The 18,752-nt window shown below is 49.1% G+C and carries 15 protein-coding genes; 7 read left to right on the top strand and 8 right to left on the bottom strand.

The window, feature by feature from the left end; translation table 11 throughout:
* Window positions 1–639: 639 nt before the first annotated feature.
* Window positions 640–1,818 (bottom strand): DcaP family trimeric outer membrane transporter, encoded by a 1,179-nt coding sequence (locus tag A5320_RS19770; protein ID WP_231916794.1) that lies wholly within the window; start codon window positions 1,816–1,818, stop codon window positions 640–642.
* A 231-nt stretch (window positions 1,819–2,049) separates the two neighbouring features.
* Here A5320_RS19770 and acs point away from each other — a divergent pair, with 231 nt between their 5' ends.
* Window positions 2,050–3,999, top strand: coding sequence for an acetate--CoA ligase (acs, locus tag A5320_RS19765; RefSeq protein WP_068069315.1), 1,950 nt, complete (start codon window positions 2,050–2,052; stop codon window positions 3,997–3,999).
* Window positions 4,000–4,134: 135 nt separating this feature from the next.
* Window positions 4,135–4,815 carry a LuxR C-terminal-related transcriptional regulator gene (locus A5320_RS19760; RefSeq protein WP_068069314.1) on the top strand — a complete coding sequence of 227 codons (681 nt, stop codon included), beginning with the start codon at window positions 4,135–4,137 and terminating at the stop codon, window positions 4,813–4,815.
* Here A5320_RS19760 and A5320_RS19755 read toward each other — a convergent pair.
* From A5320_RS19755 to A5320_RS19745, 3 genes are all read right to left on the bottom strand, one after another.
* The gene (locus tag A5320_RS19755; protein ID WP_231916793.1) at window positions 4,812–5,666 is read right to left on the bottom strand and encodes a kinase; all 855 of its coding nucleotides are present in this window, start codon (window positions 5,664–5,666) and stop codon (window positions 4,812–4,814) included. The genes A5320_RS19760 and A5320_RS19755 overlap by 4 nt on opposite strands.
* The gene (locus tag A5320_RS19750; RefSeq protein ID WP_231916792.1) at window positions 5,659–6,771 is read right to left on the bottom strand and encodes an AI-2E family transporter; all 1,113 of its coding nucleotides are present in this window, start codon (window positions 6,769–6,771) and stop codon (window positions 5,659–5,661) included. Before A5320_RS19750 ends, A5320_RS19755 begins: the two co-directional genes overlap by 8 nt.
* A gap of 74 nt (window positions 6,772–6,845) precedes the next feature.
* Window positions 6,846–10,391, bottom strand: coding sequence for a PAS domain-containing hybrid sensor histidine kinase/response regulator (locus A5320_RS19745; protein ID WP_068069313.1), 3,546 nt, complete (start codon window positions 10,389–10,391; stop codon window positions 6,846–6,848).
* A gap of 168 nt (window positions 10,392–10,559) precedes the next feature.
* Between A5320_RS19745 and A5320_RS19740 the strand changes: the two genes are divergently transcribed.
* The 5 genes from A5320_RS19740 to A5320_RS19720 all read left to right on the top strand — a co-directional run bounded on the left by A5320_RS19740 (window position 10,560) and on the right by A5320_RS19720 (window position 15,909).
* Window positions 10,560–10,823 carry a DUF4212 domain-containing protein gene (locus A5320_RS19740; RefSeq protein ID WP_068069311.1) on the top strand — a complete coding sequence of 88 codons (264 nt, stop codon included), beginning with the start codon at window positions 10,560–10,562 and terminating at the stop codon, window positions 10,821–10,823.
* 6 nt (window positions 10,824–10,829) lie between these two features.
* Window positions 10,830–12,596, top strand: a complete 1,767-nt coding sequence (locus A5320_RS19735; RefSeq protein ID WP_068069308.1) for a sodium:solute symporter family protein — start codon at window positions 10,830–10,832, stop codon at window positions 12,594–12,596.
* Between the two features lie 128 nt (window positions 12,597–12,724).
* Complete coding sequence (locus A5320_RS19730; protein WP_068069306.1) at window positions 12,725–13,255, top strand: hypothetical protein; 531 nt, start codon at window positions 12,725–12,727, stop codon at window positions 13,253–13,255.
* A gap of 67 nt (window positions 13,256–13,322) precedes the next feature.
* Complete coding sequence (locus A5320_RS19725; RefSeq protein WP_068069302.1) at window positions 13,323–15,152, top strand: putative nucleotidyltransferase substrate binding domain-containing protein; 1,830 nt, start codon at window positions 13,323–13,325, stop codon at window positions 15,150–15,152.
* 1 nt (window position 15,153) lies between these two features.
* Window positions 15,154–15,909, top strand: coding sequence for a 3'-5' exonuclease (locus A5320_RS19720; RefSeq protein WP_082971930.1), 756 nt, complete (start codon window positions 15,154–15,156; stop codon window positions 15,907–15,909).
* 107 nt (window positions 15,910–16,016) lie between these two features.
* Here the strand turns inward: A5320_RS19720 and efp are convergent, their stop codons facing one another.
* The 4 genes from efp to A5320_RS19700 are packed head-to-tail and all read right to left on the bottom strand — an operon-like array spanning window position 16,017 to window position 18,748.
* Window positions 16,017–16,577 carry an elongation factor P gene (gene efp, locus A5320_RS19715; protein WP_442966062.1) on the bottom strand — a complete coding sequence of 187 codons (561 nt, stop codon included), beginning with the start codon at window positions 16,575–16,577 and terminating at the stop codon, window positions 16,017–16,019.
* An 18-nt stretch (window positions 16,578–16,595) separates the two neighbouring features.
* Window positions 16,596–17,771 carry an elongation factor P maturation arginine rhamnosyltransferase EarP gene (gene earP, locus A5320_RS19710; protein WP_068069299.1) on the bottom strand — a complete coding sequence of 392 codons (1,176 nt, stop codon included), beginning with the start codon at window positions 17,769–17,771 and terminating at the stop codon, window positions 16,596–16,598.
* Window positions 17,772–17,817: 46 nt separating this feature from the next.
* Window positions 17,818–18,201: a hypothetical protein gene (locus A5320_RS19705; protein WP_068069297.1), complete on the bottom strand. Its 384-nt coding sequence runs from the start codon at window positions 18,199–18,201 to the stop codon at window positions 17,818–17,820.
* Between the two features lie 10 nt (window positions 18,202–18,211).
* Window positions 18,212–18,748, bottom strand: a complete 537-nt coding sequence (locus tag A5320_RS19700) for a hypothetical protein (RefSeq protein WP_068069294.1) — start codon at window positions 18,746–18,748, stop codon at window positions 18,212–18,214.
* Window positions 18,749–18,752 lie beyond the last annotated feature (4 nt).

Below are 18,752 nucleotides of genomic sequence, written 5' to 3'. Positions count from 1 at the left end.
TGACATGCTCAGTATTACTGACTAAATATTTTACTATCTGGTCACTCATACTCAGTTAATTCGTTTTGCGAATCTTCTTTCACGAGTGCCCACACAGATGATTGATTGCTAATTGTTAAAGAGCGTGCTTCGACTTCGAAGCGGGAGGCGTATGTTACACTTCCCAGAATTTAAGTCAAGCAGCAGAATTCACTATTTCAATGAGCTCTGCTGCTCAACCTGACTTACCTTGAAAACCCCGAAGGATTTTCTGCCTCACTTCGACTTTCGGGCTTCTCAACCCCTCGTCGCTGCGAGGCGGCCATTTTAGTCAGTTTTAAGTTCGTGTCAAGCGTCTTTTTATTGACTTTCTTCACTTTCTTCAAACTCACTTAGTTCGCTGCTTTCGCTGCTCACCGTGGCATGGCGCGCATTATAGGGCGTATTTAAAATGACGCAAGCGGGAATTTGAAGAAAATCGTAAAACGCAGCTCGACTGCTGGAATTTCGTACAGAGCGTGCATTAAATCAACAAAAATAGCTCGTTATCCTTGAAATCATCAACAGTTTTGTTCTCCCATTCACGTCAGAGCGCCATAGTTTGCTTATCTATACTGAACAAACTACAACGCTGCTACCACTATAGTTACAACTCAAAGCCTAAAAATCATATTTCGCTGAAAACTGGATCCGATTTAAATCAGCTTCTAAATCTGATTCCAGCACCCGGGTGGCATGACGGAATTCCACACCCACCGAAACCTTAGACGCCAGTTGATAAATAAGGTTGGCGCTATAGCTGCTGGTCTTTGCTGTTTGCGCCAGACCTGTTGACTCCACCGGATTATCGATGTGCTGCGCAGAATAGAAGAGGCTACTACGCCATTTGTCATTCCATGCATGTTTGTAAGCTAAGGTATAACCGATACTGCTGATTGCCGTTAGTTGATTATTAGCATTCAGCGCGGCATCGTTCGCCGTATTCAGACTCAGGTAACGTCCCACATCACCATAGGTCAAGGCAAAACGAAGATCATCGGTTTTTGACAGATTCAATTTGCCACTAAACGTTACACCTGAAGTACGGACTGAATCATCAATTGCACCTTGCTGATAAGAAAGCTGACGAGTCAAACCAGAGACTGTCAATCCGCCCCAATCTGCTGTGTAGTTATAACGCAACACGACATCAGGTACTGAATTATCATCAGTAACAATACGCGTGCCACCACCAAGCGGCGTAACTGTTGTTTCCGGGTTTTCCAAAGCGACCTGAAAACCCCCAGTGGTATAACGAACCATTGCCTGGCGCACGAACACAGTGCCATCGGTCGTGCCGACAAAATCAAGACTGTCCGGCAACGCATTTACATCCATAAAGGTTGACCAAGTCTGGCCGAAAGTCCAGCCATCATAACTAACAAAAGCATGGCGGATTTCCGGTGAATAGCCATTACTTGTTCGCTGATCACCAATGGTCGTGCCCATCATGTCAAATTCAAAACGACCACTAATCTTCTTACCGTTTTCCAGCATCGTGTCGCTGGTGATAAAAAAGCGGGATTGCCGCGCATGCATATCCCATTTTGCCGATTCGGAAGCACCACCAACCGGTATTAACCCCGGCACATAAAAGTCGCGCCCCACCCCGGTGGCAATCGAAGAGTCTGATGTGTCAGTCCACATCGCATCCAGCTTGACGTAACCGCCAACATTCATTTCAGTGGAGTCGCCCACTTTAAAACCAGCCTGTGCGCTTTGACATACCAGCAGCGTCAGCATAGTGGCTGCTAACTGAGTCAATCTGGTGTGACCTTTATGAAAGGTAATTTGTTGCATAGTTGTGCTCCGTTCGCCATGTCGGTTTTATTATTAAGTTATTTGCCGACCTACTGTGGTTCAGGTTTGCACTGTGCTCAATTGGGCTTTAGTCGATTAGCCGTTAGTCGTAGAACACGAAAAACTAATAAACCGGCTAGACTAATGTCTAATTTTCGGCACCGGTCACATGCGGTAGAACAACAGCATTATATTGCAGCTGGCGCCAGGCGCCCTTGGAGAAATTGAGTTATGTCCCATCAACAACTTTATCCGGTTACGCAAGCCGCTTTAGCCAGAACCTATCTGACGAACGAGCAGTATCTGCAGATGTACCAGCAATCTATTACCGATCCGGAGCAATTCTGGGCCGAACATGGCCGCCGGCTTGATTGGATCACCCCTTATACTAAAGTCAAAGACAGCAGTTTTGAGTTGGGCAATGTCCATGTAAACTGGTTTAGCGATGGCTCCTTAAACGCCAGCTACAACTGTCTGGACCGCCATTTACCAGCAAAAGCCAATCAGGTTGCCTATTTCTGGGAGGGTGATGAGCCTGGTGTGCAAAAAGCCGTCACTTACCAGGAGCTGTATGACGAAGTGTGTCAGCTGGCCAACGGTATGCGTAGTCTTGGTGTTGGCAAAGGCGACAAAGTCACTATTTATTTACCGATGATCCCACAAGCTGCCGTTGCCTTACTGGCATGTGCCCGAATTGGCGCCATACATTCGGTGGTATTCGCCGGTTTTTCACCGGATGCATTAGGCAGCAGAATCGTAGACTGCGATTCGAAACTGGTGATCACCGCCGATCAAGCCTTACGCGGTGCCCGCACTACGGCCTTAAAAGACAATACCGATTTAGCTTTAGGCCACTTGGGTAAAGCGAATCCGGTGAAACATGTCATTGTGGTAAAACATGTTGGCCAAAATATTGATGAACATGCCGGCCGCGATGTCTGGTATCACGAATTGTTAGCGACGCAGCCAAAACACTGCGAGCCGGAAGTCATGAATGCCGAAGATCCGTTGTTTATCCTCTATACCTCGGGTTCTACCGGTAAACCAAAAGGTGTATTGCATACTACCGGCGGTTATATGGTGTGGGCATCGATGACCCATCAATATGTATTCGATTATCAGGAAGGTGATGTTTACTGGTGCGCCGCCGACGTTGGTTGGGTCACCGGCCACACTTATATAGTGTATGGACCACTGGCAAACGGCGCGACCAGCGTGATGTTTGAAGGTGTTCCGACATATCCAAGTGTGAAGCGGATTGCGCAGATCGTCGATAAGTACCAAGTTAATGTACTTTATACCGCCCCCACTGCCATCCGTGCCTTAATGGCGCATGGTACTGTAGCTGTTGATGGTGCCGATTTATCATCACTGCATCTATTAGGCAGTGTCGGTGAGCCGATTAATCCGGAAGCCTGGCATTGGTACCATGAGCAGGTTGGTAAAGGTAAATGCCCGATTGTTGATACCTGGTGGCAGACCGAAACCGGTGGTGCACTGATTACGCCTTTACCAGGTTCAACCGCGTTAAAACCAGGCTCTGCCACCCGGCCGTTTTTTGGCGTCATTCCGGCCATTGTTGATAACGAAGGCAATCTGCTTGATGGTACCTGTGAAGGCAACCTGGTGTTGCTCGATAGCTGGCCTGGCATGATGCGCACGGTGTATGGCGATCATGACCGGTTTGAACAAACCTATTTCTCTACCTATAAAGGTATGTACTTTACCGGCGACGGCGCTAAACGCGATGAAGATGGCTATTACTGGCTAACTGGCCGGGTCGATGACGTATTAAACGTATCGGGTCACCGCTTGGGTACAGCCGAAATTGAAAGCTGTCTGGTGGCACATGAAGCAATCGCTGAAGCTGCCGTTGTTGGCTACCCGCATGATTTAAAAGGTCAGGGAATTTATGTGTTTATCGCGCCAAGAGTAGGCGTGGAACCGAGTGACGACCTGACTAAAGCAGTAAAAGAATGGGTACGTCGGGAAATTTCGCCGATTGCCAGCCCTGACTTAATTCAGTGGGCGCCGGGTTTACCAAAAACCCGCTCCGGTAAAATTATGCGCCGTATTTTGCGTAAGATTGCCGCCAATGAACATGACTCATTAGGCGATATTTCAACGCTGGCCGATCCGTCGGTGGTCGAGCATCTGATTGAAAACCGATTAAACAAGTAGTAAATAGCCAGAGTATATGCAGATCAATAGCTTATACTCTGGCAATCTCTAGACTGTGATTGGCGCGTTGATTATGCTGGGCGCGCGCAAGCGCAGGTCTGATTTGAAGTCTTTCCTGCCAAACCGGAGTCCCACATGACCAAACTGATAGTTGCAGATGATCACCCCCTATTTCGCAATGCCCTGATTAACGCTATCAGCAATACCTTTATCACCAAGGCAACCATCGAAGCCGACTGTTTTGAAGCGACCTGCCAGGCGTTAGAGCAACATCCGGACGCCGACCTGTTATTACTTGATCTGCATATGCCGGGTAATTGTGGTTTCCTCGGTTTAATTCAGCTACGCAAAAACTTCCCGACGCTGCCGATTGTGGTCATTTCTGCCAGCGATGATCCTGACGTGATTCGCCGGGTAATGAACTTTGGTGCTTCGGCCTATGTGCCTAAATCGGCACACCCAGTGGAAATTGGTAAAGCGCTGACTGCTGTGATGGCAGGCGAAACCTGGTTGCCGCAGAATTTGCAGGCGTTATTTAAACCGGATCCAAACAACTTAGCGGATTTAGATTTAGCAGCCAAAGTCGCACAACTCACCAATCAGCAGTACAAAGTGCTGTATTACCTGACCGAAGGTTGGCTGAATAAACAAATTGCCTATGATTTACATATTTCCGAAGCGACGGTCAAAGCGCATCTAACGGCTATTTTCCGAAAGTTAGGCGTGACCAATCGTACTCAAGTGGTGATCCAGGCGCAGCGGCTGCAGTTGGAACCGCCGGTTGATCGCGCGATGGCGCAGCACGATCCGGCCTAAAGGAACTGTGATTGACGCAACTGCGGTTGATGCAACGGGTCTAACTCCACCACCAAATCAACACGTTGCGGCAACACCAAAAAGCTATGCTCTGTCAGCCGCTGAAAGGTTTGCATAAAACGTTCAAGCTCAGCATCGTTCATCCCTTTGCCGCGTTGTTGTCGCAGTTGATGTTCCTGCATCGCCCGCCAGCGACAGATCGTCGGCCAATCCGGTGCTTTTAACCAAATTAACGAACTCAGTAACGACCAGTATTGCTGATACTGCCCGGCCAGTTGCTGATTAACAAAGTGCCGCCAGCTTAAGGTTCGATCTTCAGATTTTTCCAATAGATTAATTGGCGGCTCGAGATCGACAATTGATTGCGCCGTCAGACCTAAACACCAGCCCTCGACGATCAATAACGAAAACTGCTGTGGTTCAAGCGCAGCAGTTGGTTGATCCTGCGCTTTGTCAAAACGAGGTAGCGCTACCGGCAAGCCTTGTAGCACAGCCTGAGCATCAGCGATAGCCTGCCCGATATTGTGACTACCCGGCATGCCACGCATCGCTAACAACGGATGAATTTCCGCTGCCAGTACGCCACGTTGCTGCTGGCTCAGATAATAATCATCCAGCGACACAGCGCCAGCAATGACACCCTGCTCTTTTGCAAATTGCACCAACAGGGATGAAAGCGTGGTTTTACCGGTACCCTGAGCGCCAGAAATGCCAATCACTGCCGGATCCTGGCGTTTTTTGCTCAGCGTCTGCCACAACTGGCTGACAAAAAGCCGGTAACAATCACGCTGGTGCTGTTCTGGAAACAACGCCAGCAATTGTTGCTCGAAGCCAAGCATGGCGTCACTCAATCGTTTTACTGTTCATCCGCTGCTCGGCCACATCTTCGGATGATTCAGGGGTCGTAAAACCCGCCTGATTAAATTCGGTAATAAAAATCTGCCAAAACGCTAAAAACAACGCTGCAATTAACGGCCCTAACACAAAACCATTAATGCCAAGTAAGGTGATACCACCGAGGGTTGAAAACAACACGACGTAATCCGGCAACTTGGTGTCGCGACCAACCAGCAAAGGTCGCAGAATATTGTCAGCAAGACCTATCACCAGCGCACCATAGGCAATAAGCACAGTTGCCTGCCACCACTGGCCGGTTGAATACAAGTATAACGCCACCGGAAACCAGACTAACGCTGCGCCAATAGCAGGTAATAAACTTAAAAAGGTCATCACCACACCCCATAAAATGGGCGCCGGCACATCAAGGATCCACAAAATTAGTCCGCCCAGCACACCCTGCACGACGGCGACCACCAGATTGCCTTTAACCGTAGCGCGGGTCACTTCAGCAAATTTTGAAAACAGCATCCGCTCACGTTCATCACCCAGCGGCAGTGCGACTACAAACAATTCAACGAGCTTGGCGCCATCACGCAGCAGAAAAAATGCGAGGTACAACATCAAGCCGATATTTAAAAACAAACTGGCAGCATTCTGACCCACAGCAAAAGTCTTTTCCGCTAACAGCCGGCTACCTGCAACCGCAGCTTCAGACAACCGCAGTTTGATGTTGTCGGTATCCACGCCAAATTCTTGCAGTGTATTCGTGACCAGCGGAAATGCCATTTTGATCTTATCCAGCGTGGCTTCCGGATTCAGTTCACCTTTTTCGATCCGCTGATAAAAACTGATCCCTTCCTGTACAAAAGATGCACCAATCGCCAGCAACGGCAATACCACCATTACCACACAAATCAATAATGTCAGCGCGGCAATCCTGTTGGGTTTATTGCCAAGTTTGTACCGCAAAAAACTTTGCAGTGGGTAAAAAATAACGGTTAGCGCCGTGGCCCAGAAAATTGCCCCCCAGAATGGCTCCAGCACCAGTCCAAATCCAAAGGTGACCACCACTAATAATGCTAAAAAAAATCGACGTTCCAACTGTGCACGCATCATGTTAACTTCTCCATATCAATATACTTTCATCCTATCATGAGCTTGCCAGAATCCAAGCCTAGCGCGTTGAATCGTTAGCGGCCCTTGGCAAGACGCAAGTAATTCAGGCTGGCCCGAAGTGCCGCGGCTTTGATAGGCTTGGCCAGAAAAATCATCCCGGCTTGTTTGGCCCGCTCCGGTAAATCCGGCTCCGGAGCAGCGGATACCAGAATCGCCGGTACAGCAGGCCAAAACTGCTTTAGTTGCTGGTACAGTTGTATGCCGTGCTGATGCTGACCTAACTGATAATCCAGGATCAATACATCCGGCGCAGCCGTTGTTGTTGCCAGCTGCAAAGTGCCGGCGGCGTCGTGGCAGCTTAGCAGTTGTCCCACGCCCCATTGCCGGAGCAACGCAGCAAGTGCCGCCAGATTTGTTGCATCATCATCGACACAACAAATCGACAAACCAGCAAATGGACTGTGCTGAACAGCTGCTATCGGTGGTGATAATTCACTGCTGGGTGCAACTTCAACTTTTCCACGGTACGGCACCGTTAGTCGAAACACGGTGCCTTTGCCCGGCACTGAGACCACGTCAAGCGGATGACCCAGACTTTTCGCCATCCGCTGCACCACACCAAGGCCAAGACCAACACCGGATTCCCCCCTTGAGGTGGCATCAACCCGATAAAAGTCATCGAAAATATAAGGTAAATCCTGAGCTGCGATACCGGGGCCGGTATCCCACATTTCAATACACAAATACTGGCCGTGCCGCCGACACCCTAACAACACTTTGCCTTTGGGCGTGTATTTTATCGCGTTGGACAGCATGTTCTGCAATATACGACGCAAGTACGTTGAGTTGCTTTGTACCAGATAAGGCGCCCCCCGCACTTTCAGTTGCAGTTTTTTTTGCGCCGCCAACAGCGAATATTCATCTCGCAACTGCAGGAGCAAATTGGCAAGGTCCACCGGTTGTCGCGCCGGCTCTAACTTGCCATCATCCAGTTTGGCAATTTCCAATAAGGTTGAAATCAGCTCTTCGGTGGCTTTAAGTGAATTATCCAGCTGACCGATCATCGCTTGTTGTCGTGCCGGTTCCGAATGCTCCTGTAATGCAGCGGTAAATAATCGGGCGGCATTTAGCGGCTGCAGAATATCGTGGCTGGCCAGCGCCAAAAATCTGGTTTTTGACGAGTTGGCGCTTTCGGCTTCGGCTTTAGCCTGCAACAACTGTTGTTCGGTGATCCGGCGTAAATCAATTTCATCACGAAGTTCTTCGTTGATTTGGCTGATTTGCTGCGTGCGCTCTACCACCCTTTGTTCCAGATGTTGTTTGGCTTCCGCCAGTTGCTGCACCGCTTTCACATGCTCGGTAATGTCGGTAAAACTGGTGACAAAACCACCACCCGGAATGGGGTTTCCGCGCATTTCAATCACCGTGCCATCTGGCCGTACCCGCTGAAACACATGCGCCGTACCACGCTGCATATGCTGCAGCCGCTTTTGCACATGCTCTTCGGCACTGCCTTCGCCACACAAGCCGCGTTCGGCATTAAACCTGACGATATCCGCGATAGAGCGGCCAACCCGCACCATGCCTTCCGGGTAATGAAACATTTCCAGATATTGCCGGTTCCAGGCCACCAGCTGTAAATCACGGTCAACGACGCTGACGCCCTGACTTAAATGCTCGAGGGTCGAAAACAGAATTTTACGGGAAAACTGAATAGCCTGCCGGGTGTCATCAAATAATGTCACCACATCCTCAAACGCCAGCTGCCGGCCATCGAGCACCGCATTGACCATAGCGGCGGCGCTGGAAGAACCGATTACACCGGCTAATTCACGTTCGATGTGCCGCACCAGTGCAGGCTCTGGTGCTTCATCCAAGGCCGGCGGCTGCAATTGACGGCGACTGAAATCGGCAATAGATTCATCGGCGCGTCCAGCACCAATAAACCGTTCCAGTAAAGTTTTTAAATCCTGAGCATATACCCGGCTACGCCTGGCCGTTTTCACTTCATCCAGCGGTAAATTGGGTTTTACAAAGGCAACAGCTTGTAGCCGGTCGTTTAAATTGGCTTTATGCAATAACGACATTGCAACATACGCCAGTAAATTAAGTCCCAGTGACCAAAACACGCCGTGGCTAAGCGGGTCGATGTCCAGCCCAAACAGCTGGGTCGGTCGAAGCCAGCTTTGGCCAAATAACCCTTGCTGCATAATCGCGGTGTCGACTACCCCCACACTGACCAACTGTGGCAGCATCAAACAGAAAAACCACAACGTAAAACCAACACCTACGCCAGCATAAACGCCTGACGCCTGACCATGGCGCCAGTACAAACCACCAAGTACCGCTGGCGCTAGCTGAATGATCAAAGCAAAGGCCAACAGGCCGGTTTCTGCCAGCTCATAATTTCGGGCAAACAGCATGTAGTAACCGTACGACAACGCCATAACCACCACGATCATCAGCCGGCGTACCCGTAAAATCAGTGGACTATAATCGCGGGCTAGTTGTTGATTTGGGTCGGCCCGCAATAAAGTCGGCATCACCACGTCGTTACTTATCATGGTGCTGAGTGCCAGTGTGGCGATAATTATCATTGACGTTGCCGCTGAAAAACCGCCAATAAACACCAGCGCACTGATACTTTCCCAGCCCTGACTGGCCGGCAGCAACAATACAAAACTATCGGCTTGCGCCAGTTGCTGTGGAAATAACTGATAACCCGCGAGCGCAATCGGCAGCACCACTAAAGTTACCAGCACCAGATAACCGCTGAACCAGCGTTTGGCGTGTTGCAGATGTTGTGGCGCAACATTTTCAACAAAAGTGACGTGAAACTGCCGGGGCAACAAAAAGATAGCCGCCATCGCCAGTATGGTTTTGGTGATAAAGGCCAGCAGACTGAACGATTCGTTACTGCTACGAGTTGCAGCATAGTGGGTAAAGTCAATGAACACAGACCAGGGGCGGTCCAGTACAAACCAACAAACTGCCAGCGCCAGCGTGAGAAGTGCGGTGAGTTTAATCACCGATTCAAAGGCAATCGCCACCATCACGCCGCGGTTTTGCTCGGTTAAATGGACTTTGCGGGTACCAAATAAGATGGCGAACAACGTCATCGTTACCGCACTTAACAGAGCTGAATCTTGCCACCACGCCGCTTGGGTATTTTCCGGCTGGCCTAACAGTACCTGATAAGAGGTTGCCACCGCTTTTAACTGCAACGCGATATAAGGCACCACCACAATCAAACACAACAACGCACTCATCGCCGCGATGGCGTGGCGTTTGCCATAACGGGCGCTGATAAAATCGGTGATGGAAGTGACATTGTGCTTTTTGGCAACAAACAACAACTTACGCAGCACGCGCTGGCCAAACACGAACACCAGCAAAGGCCCTAGATAAATCGGCACATAGTCCCAGCCGGAACTGATGGCCGAACCGACAGCGCCGTAATAAGTCCAGGACGTACAATAAACAGCAAGCGCCAGGCTATAAATCAGCCCGCCATACTTTCGTAGCAGCTGATCTGAAGCGTGCCGCTCAGCCCAATTGGCGACCAGGAACAATCCACCGACATAAAACAACGCCAATACAGCGACAATCCAAGCAGCCACGAACCACTCCAATAATTTATATGGCGAAAGCCAGCCGCTAATGTTCGTTAGCTACGCCTTGATGTCAATACTGCAATGATTTCGTTCGACTAAAGTCGGGCTATCGCTCTAACACGCAACTGCTAGATTAAATCTGCTCGCAACAATAACAAAAGAAGGATTTAAACAATGACGGTGCATGATAAAAATGCAGAGGCCTATTGGAAAGCCAATTTGCGTCTGATCATCGGTAGCCTGATCATCTGGGCTCTGGTGTCCTATGGTTTTGGCATTATCTTCCGGCCACTGCTGGCGGGAATAGCAGTAGGTGGAACTGATTTAGGCTTTTGGTTCGCCCAACAGGGTTCGATTATTACTTTTATCATTTTGATTTTCTTCTATGCGTGGAAGATGAACAAACTTGATAAACAATACGGCCTGGACGAGGAGTAAGCCCTGATGAGTCAATTTGCAATCAATTTGTTGTTTGTCGGCGGTTCTTTTGCGCTTTATATCGCCATCGCGATTTGGGCCAGAGCCGGTTCAACCAAAGAATTTTATGTCGCCGGTGGTGGTGTCCATCCGGTCATGAACGGCATGGCGACCGCCGCTGACTGGATGTCAGCAGCCTCGTTTATTTCAATGGCCGGCTTAATTTCCGTCGGCGGTTACGCTAATTCCACCTACTTAATGGGCTGGACCGGCGGTTATGTGTTACTCGCCATGCTGTTAGCGCCTTACTTACGTAAATTCGGCAAATTTACAGTGCCGGATTTTATCGGCGATCGGTTTTACAGCTCGGGGGCGCGGTTAGTTGCTGTAGCATGTTTAATCATTGCTTCAGTTACTTACGTTATTGGCCAGATGACCGGCGCCGGTGTAGCGTTCTCACGCTTTTTGGAAGTCAGCAGTGACGCCGGTTTAATTATCGCCGCTGTGATTGTCTTTATGTACGCCGTACTAGGTGGCATGAAAGGCATTACCTATACCCAAGTTGCACAATACGTGGTGTTGATTGTGGCTTATACCATTCCGGCGGTGTTTATTTCGCTGCAATTGACTGACACTTTTTTACCACCGGTAGGTTTGTTCTCTGATCATGTGCAATCTGGTGTACCGCTGCTGCAAAAGTTGGATGAAGTGGTGCGTGAACTGGGTTTTGTTGATTACACCGCTGACGTGGATAACAAACTGAATATGGTGCTGTTTACCTTATCGCTGATGATTGGTACCGCCGGTTTACCTCATGTGATTATCCGTTTCTTCACGGTACCAAAAGTTGCCGATGCGCGTTGGTCAGCCGGTTGGGCGCTGGTGTTTATCGCCATCCTGTATCTGACTGCGCCTGCGGTTGCTTCCATGGCACGGTTAAACCTGATGACTACGATATTCCCGGATGGCCCGACTGCCGATGCCATCAAATATGAAGATCGGCCAGACTGGATTAAAAATTGGGAAAAAACCGGTTTAATCAAACACGACGATTTAAATGGTGACGGCCGTATTCAGTTGTACAACCACACCCCTGCTTTTGAAGCGACAGCGACCGAGCGCGGCTGGAAAGGTAACGAACTGACGGTGAACAACGACATTCTGGTACTGGCCAATCCTGAAATTGCCAATTTACCAGGCTGGGTGGTTGGTTTAATTGCCGCAGGTGGTTTAGCTGCAGCATTATCGACAGCGGCTGGTTTGTTGTTAGCTATCTCTTCTGCCATCAGTCACGATTTGATTAAAGGTTCCATTAATCCGCATATCACCGAAAAACAAGAACTGCTTTATGCGCGGATTTCGATGGGTGTGGCGATTGTCGTCGCGACCTGGCTCGGCATGAATCCGCCAGGCTTTGCCGCGCAAACCGTTGCTTTGGCCTTTGGTATCGCCGCAGCGTCAATTTTCCCGGCCTTGATGATGGGCATTTTCTCGAAACGGGTAAATAGCAAAGGGGCGATTTTGGGGATGTTATCAGGCTTAGTCTTTACCTGCGTCTACATCTTCCTGTACCTGGGCTGGTTCTTTATTCCAGGCACGGCGTCGTTTGAAAACGTACCAGAAAATTGGATCTTTGGAATATCACCACTGTCGATTGGCGCTGTAGGCGCGGCAATTAACTTCCTGGTCGCCTTTGGGGTCTCAGCAGTGACTGAACAACCACCAAAAGCGATCCAGGATTTGGTAGAAAGCGTGCGTTTCCCGCGGGGAGCCGGTATTGCTGTTGATCATTAATGTTGATCATTAATAGTATCGGGCCGTTGTAACCTGTTGCTGAACACAGGTTACAATCCGCCTGCTCACTGATGGGCCATCACAGGCCCATTTTTTTATAACCTGCGCTTTTAAGGACAACCAATACGATGTTATGGGAACTTCTGGCCACAATTATCGCCGGTGTTGGCGCTGCAGGGATTGCCTTGCTGTTACGAAAGTTTACCAGCCAACGTTTACCCCGCTATTGGGTGCCGGTTTTTGCCGGTCTTGGCATGCTGATTTTTCAAATTCATGGTGAATACAACTGGTTCCGCCATCAAAGTGGTTTATTGCCACAGGGTGTCACCGTCGTGCGCACTATTGAAAGTTCCAGCTGGTGGCGCCCCTGGAGTTATCTCAAACCGCACACCCTGCAGTTCGTAGCAATGGATAGTAAAAACGCCAGCTCAAATCAACACAATGCCGATTTAATGCTGGTTGATTTGTACTTTTTCGAGCATCGCCAACCTGCAAGACGGATTAAACAAGTGATCCACTGCGCCTTGCAAAAACGAGCTTTGTACAGCGACACGCTGCCGCTGCCCAAGCCCGGTGAAGCCATTGATGAGAGCTGGCAACCTTTAGAAGCCAACGATGTGGTGCTGCTGCAGCTCTGTAAAACCAGCCGTTCCGACTAAAGTAGACTGTCGCGGATTTTTCCCGCTTGCTACAGTGTTCCGACAAAGAAAAGGTGTGCCGAACAATATGAGTGAGATCAGCGAAGTCAGTAAATTCCTGGCGCATACCACGCCATTTAACCAGCTGCCGGCGGCACAAATCAGTCGGCTGACCCGCCATTTCACCGTTTATTATTATCAGGCACAAGAATTGGTACCCGCAGAAACCAACCGGCTGCTGATTGTCCGCACCGGCGTTTTTTCGCTGTACAGCGACCAGCAACAACTTTTGGCAAAACTACAGGAAGGTGACTTTTACGGTTATCAGCGGTTGCTCACGGAGCTTGGCGATCACGATCAGTTACGCTGTGAAGAAGATGGCCTGGTGTATTGGCTTGATCAGCAGAGTTTCCACCAGTTACGTCACCAGTTTAAAAATTTCGATATTTTTTTCCAGCGCTTATTCAGCCGTCGGCTGCATCAATACCAGGAACAACAGCACAACAATCGTTTTACCTTGAAAATCGACGATATCATCCACCACCGCAAAGTCACCATTGCACCAGAACAAAATGTGCAAACTGCCGCCGCGCTGATGACCGAACAGCGGGTGTCGTCATTATTGGTGGAAGAACAGGATAAACTGGTTGGTATTGTCACCGACCGCGATTTACGCAGCAGAGTGCTGGCGAAAGATTTGCCCGCCAGTACCCAGGTTTGTCAAATCATGACCCGCCAACCTCACCACATTGACCGGCACGCCTATTTGTTTGAAGCCGTGCAGTTGATGAGCCGGCACAATATTCACCACTTGCCGGTGATGGATAACAACGTTAGCTGTAGCATGATCACCGCAACTGACATTATTCGGGCGCAACAAGACCATCCGGTGTACCTGATTGGCCAAATTCATCGCCAGCAAACCGTCGACGGCCTGGAACAATGTAGTCTGCAAATCAAAACACTGGCCATAGTAATGGGCAAGCAGCAAGTGCCAGCCGCTGAAGCCAGTCATATTCTAACCACACTCACCGATGCGTTGACGCAGCGCCTGATCCAGCTTGCACAAATTAAACTCGGTAATGCGCCTTGTGTCTTCAGTTGGCTGGCGTTTGGCTCGCAGGCGCGAATGGATCAAAGTCTGAACGCCGATCAGGACAATGCTTTGCTACTGGAAAAAGAACCGGTGGCGGAAATAGCCGATTATTTTCAGGCGCTGGCTGAATTTGTCTGTCAGGGGCTGGCGCGCTGTGGCGTGAAATTATGCCCCGGCAATATTATGGCGAGTAATGACGAACTGCGATTGAGCTTAAAAGGCTGGTCGACTCGTTTTGCACGCTGGATTGGCACCCCGACTCCTGCCGCATTACTCAATGCCAGTATCTATTTCGACCTGCGGGTGATTGAAGGAAGTCGTGGTCTTTTTAATGCATTACAACAGGATATTCTGGCACGCACCGTCAATAACGATTTGTTTTTACTACATATGGCGCACACAGCGCTGGAACGAACCGCCCCACTCGGCTTTTTTAAGAATTTCATTCTGGAACCCGATGGCCACCACAAACAAGGCCTGGATCTGAAAAAACGCGGTATCAGCCTGCTGACGGATATTGTCAGAGTCTACGCATTGTCTGCTGGCATCACCCAAATCAATACCAGAGCGCGCTTACAACAACTCGCGAAACTGCAGTTGATTGAAACAAAACAAATGCAAAACCTGCTGGACGCCTTTGATGTATTGTCACAGTTAAGGTTTGACAAGCACGTGCACGAGCTGCAACAAGATCATGACGTGACCAACCTGTTGGATCCGGCTCATTTATCGGGTTTACAACGGCATCAGTTAAAGGATTGTTTTAACGTGATCAATGCGGCACAACAATCATTGCGTTATCGTTTTTGCCGCGAGTTGTGACATGCCGCTATTGCCAAACCAGCGCAAAGTAAGAAAATGGCTGAGCCGGCTGCAGCTACCCGATTGGCGAACGCTGGCGCAACAGCTGAACTTCAGCAGAAAGCTGACGCTGAAAGTACCGGTGAGCGACATCATTCAGCAGTTTGACAAAATCCCCGCTGCCGATCCCCGGCTGAACATCGCTGATTGTCGTTTTGTTGTCATCGATATCGAAACGACCGGCCTGAATGCCAAAACCGATTACATCGTCAGTATCGGTTGGGTGGTGATTCAGGCGCAGGAAATTGTGCTGGCCAACGCAAAACACCATTTAATTGCAACTCCGGTCAGTGTTGGTCAAAGTGCGGTGTTTCATGGGGTGCACGACCACCATTTAACCAGCGCCCGCGATCTCAGTGAAGTACTGAGTGAATTTTTAAGCGACTTCGCCGGGGCCGTATTTGTGGCGCATCACGCTAACATCGAACAACAATTCATCACAGTGGCCTGTCAGCGGTTATTTGGTAAAGCGCCAAAACTGCGTTTTGTCGACACCATGGCACTGGAATGGCAGCGATTACAACAACATGGAAAAGTGGTGAAAAACCAGGATCTGCAATTAAATGCCTGCCTGCAACGACATCATTTACCAACCAGCCAGCAACATCACGCCTTGGCAGACGCCTATAGTTGCGCCTTGTTGTTGCTGTGCCAACTTAAACAAAGCCGCGATCCAAATTTGCAACTTGCTGATTTATATAAAATGGCAAAGATGTAGCGGTACAAAACGAAGCGGTCAGTTGACTAAATTTCCAGGAAAATCAGCGATAAAAAAACCCGCAATGGCAGCGGGTTTTTTCAGTTGGCGGCTAAATTAATCGTAAATTACTTAGCACGGCCACGGTATTCGTCAGTACGGGTATCGATTTCGATTTTGTCGCCAGTCTCAACAAATGCTGGAACCATCAGTTCAAAACCGGTGTCCAGTTTAGCTGGCTTCATCACTTTGCCTGAAGTATCACCACGGGCAGCAGGTTCTGAGTACACAACTTCACGAATAACGAACGGAGGCAGGTCAACAGAAATTGCACGCTCGCCGTAGAATACAACTGAACACTGCATATCCGGAACCAGATATTTCAGTGCTTCAGTCATGTTTTCAGCTTCGATTTCGTATTGGTTGTATTCAGCATCCATGAATACATACATTGGGTCAGCGAAGTAAGAATAAGTAACTTCTTTGGTATCAAGCATTACTTGTTCGAACTTGTCGTCAGCGCGGTAAACAGTCTCTAAACCGCCACCGGTCAACAGACCTTTCATTTTCATTTTAACAACAGCAGCATTACGGCCAGATTTGTTGAATTCAGCTTTCTGAACAACCATTGGCTCGTTGTTGACCATGATCACCTGGCCAGCGCGTACTTCTTGAGCAGTCTTCATCATAATTGAAATATCTTCTTGTTAGGAAAAATTGCGGGGCATTATAAATTTATTTTCAGCAAAACGCACGAGGTTGGTTACAAGATCTTGCTGTAACATTAAAAACTGCTGCCATTGCTGCTGATATTCGGTAATTTCTTTAATATTTTCAATTAGTAATGGCAGTAATTCCAAAAGTGGTTGTTCAAGATCCCAGCGAATATGCAGTTGCCGGATGAGCGCTGAAAGTGCCGGTGGCGCCATCTGCAGATATTTATCCAAAAATGCCTGTAGTTTTACTTGATGCGCCTGGTCTTGTTGGCGATAAATTTGCCAAATCATCGGTTTACCCGCCCAGTGCGCCCGGATCACCGAATCTTCACCGCGCACAAAATTAATATCACAGGCTGCCAGCAGATAGTCGTACTGTGGCTGGGGCAAAAATGGCAGGATATCAATCCGCAGATTGTGCAGTATTACCGATGTTTGCGTTGTCAGCTCCGGCCAAATCTCCCGCAGCTGCTGTGCAACGACGCCTTCCGGCACCACCAGCAACACCGATGGCGATAGTTGCTGCAACTGCCCGACAAAACCGGCAATCGCTTGCTGCTGATAACAAAACAGTGAAATTTTTAAGTCGTAGCGCATGGCATAGACAACACCGGCCCGCTCCCAGAATTGCTGCTGGGCCGATAAATCCTGACTAAACTGGTGCAAGTCGTCGACCAAGCCCCTTTCTCTTAGCAAACCACCGGTTTGCGCCGTAAAACCTGGAAAAAAGAAATATTTGGCAAGATGAAGTCCCGCTTGTGGTGAAGCCAGCGAATGGCAACCGTGTACCCAATCTTCTGCCGATAAATATTCCAGATTTAGCCAGATAGCATCCGGACGAAGTTCCGAAAATTGTTGCAGGTAAGTCTGTGGCACAGTACAAGCCAAAGCTTCAATCAGTAAATCCGGGTAATCGGTCGCAGCAAGACTTGGTAAGTCAGCCTGCCATAACCTGACACAAACGCCGTTGATCTGCTGAAGCGGCAATAGCGGGTTAAGCTCAGGGCAAATACGCTGGAAGCTTTGCAAATCGTCCACCCAGAGGGTAACTGCGACAGCATGCTCGGCCACGAGTTGCCGGGAAAGCCGCCAGCAAATACCGATATCGCCAAAATTATCAATCACACTGCAAAATACATCACATCGTTTCAGAGTCCGGACGGACATGGGTTTTCTCCGGGTCGACAATTTAAAGTAGGTGTTTTTAAAGATTTTAACCGAACGAGCGCCAAATCACGGTCGCCAGTTTCAGACTAATCAGCAAGCAGCCTGAGATTAACAATAAGATCAGACAAGCAGTTCCATGTAGTTTTCCATAAAACCACCACTGTCGAAAGGTCAGGCGCCAACCGGAACCGCCAGGCAACAAAGGGGGGTGAAAATTAAATACCAACCGGATAAACAGCCAAATCAGTATCCACAAGGTGAGCAATAACGGCAGCAATAATTCGCCACCAAGACGTAGATCGGCAAACAACCAAAAACCGGTCCAACCACAACTGCACAACAACAAAAACCAAATCCAGCCAATTGCCGGCCAACGGCTATTGGCGATGTTGCTGAGCAACCTAAAATAACGATGGTACCAGTTTTTCATAGGGACAGTTTCATACTGACGGCAACGCCTGCTGCCACATTTCTACCGGATACAAAGGTAAAATGCCTGACAATCCTGCCATATCACCCACCAGCCAGATTTGTTCGAATGGATGCTGACTTGGTAACAATAAGCGCGGCCGATGCTGCTGCAGATCCTGACAACGCCAATGTGGATTAACATTGCGGATCACCAGCCAGACACGTTTGCTGTCGTATTTTTTCTGGCCTTTTTGGGCAATCAACCGGTTCAACGCTTCAAGCAAGCGATGCTCTGCGGGTACTTGCTGCAAGGCTAGTAACTGCTGATGCGTTTGGAAGGATAACGGTCGGCCAAGAATATGCATGGCTTCGGCTTCACTGCCATACAAGTGCGCGATTTCCAAATCCAGTCGTTGTTCTTGCAGATAACAGGAAACATCGGGTTTGGCCGGCTCATTATGCCAGATATGACGCATCGGTAACCCAAACTGCTGTTCATACAAACGCATAAAGAGCCGGGCGGCATCATGTTCGAGATTTATTTTTTCCAGCTGTTGCTCACGCATGATC

This window comes from Rheinheimera sp. SA_1, from assembly GCF_001669775.1.
GTDB lineage: Bacteria > Pseudomonadota > Gammaproteobacteria > Enterobacterales > Alteromonadaceae > Pararheinheimera.
This window is presented reverse-complemented; position numbering and strand designations above follow the sequence as displayed.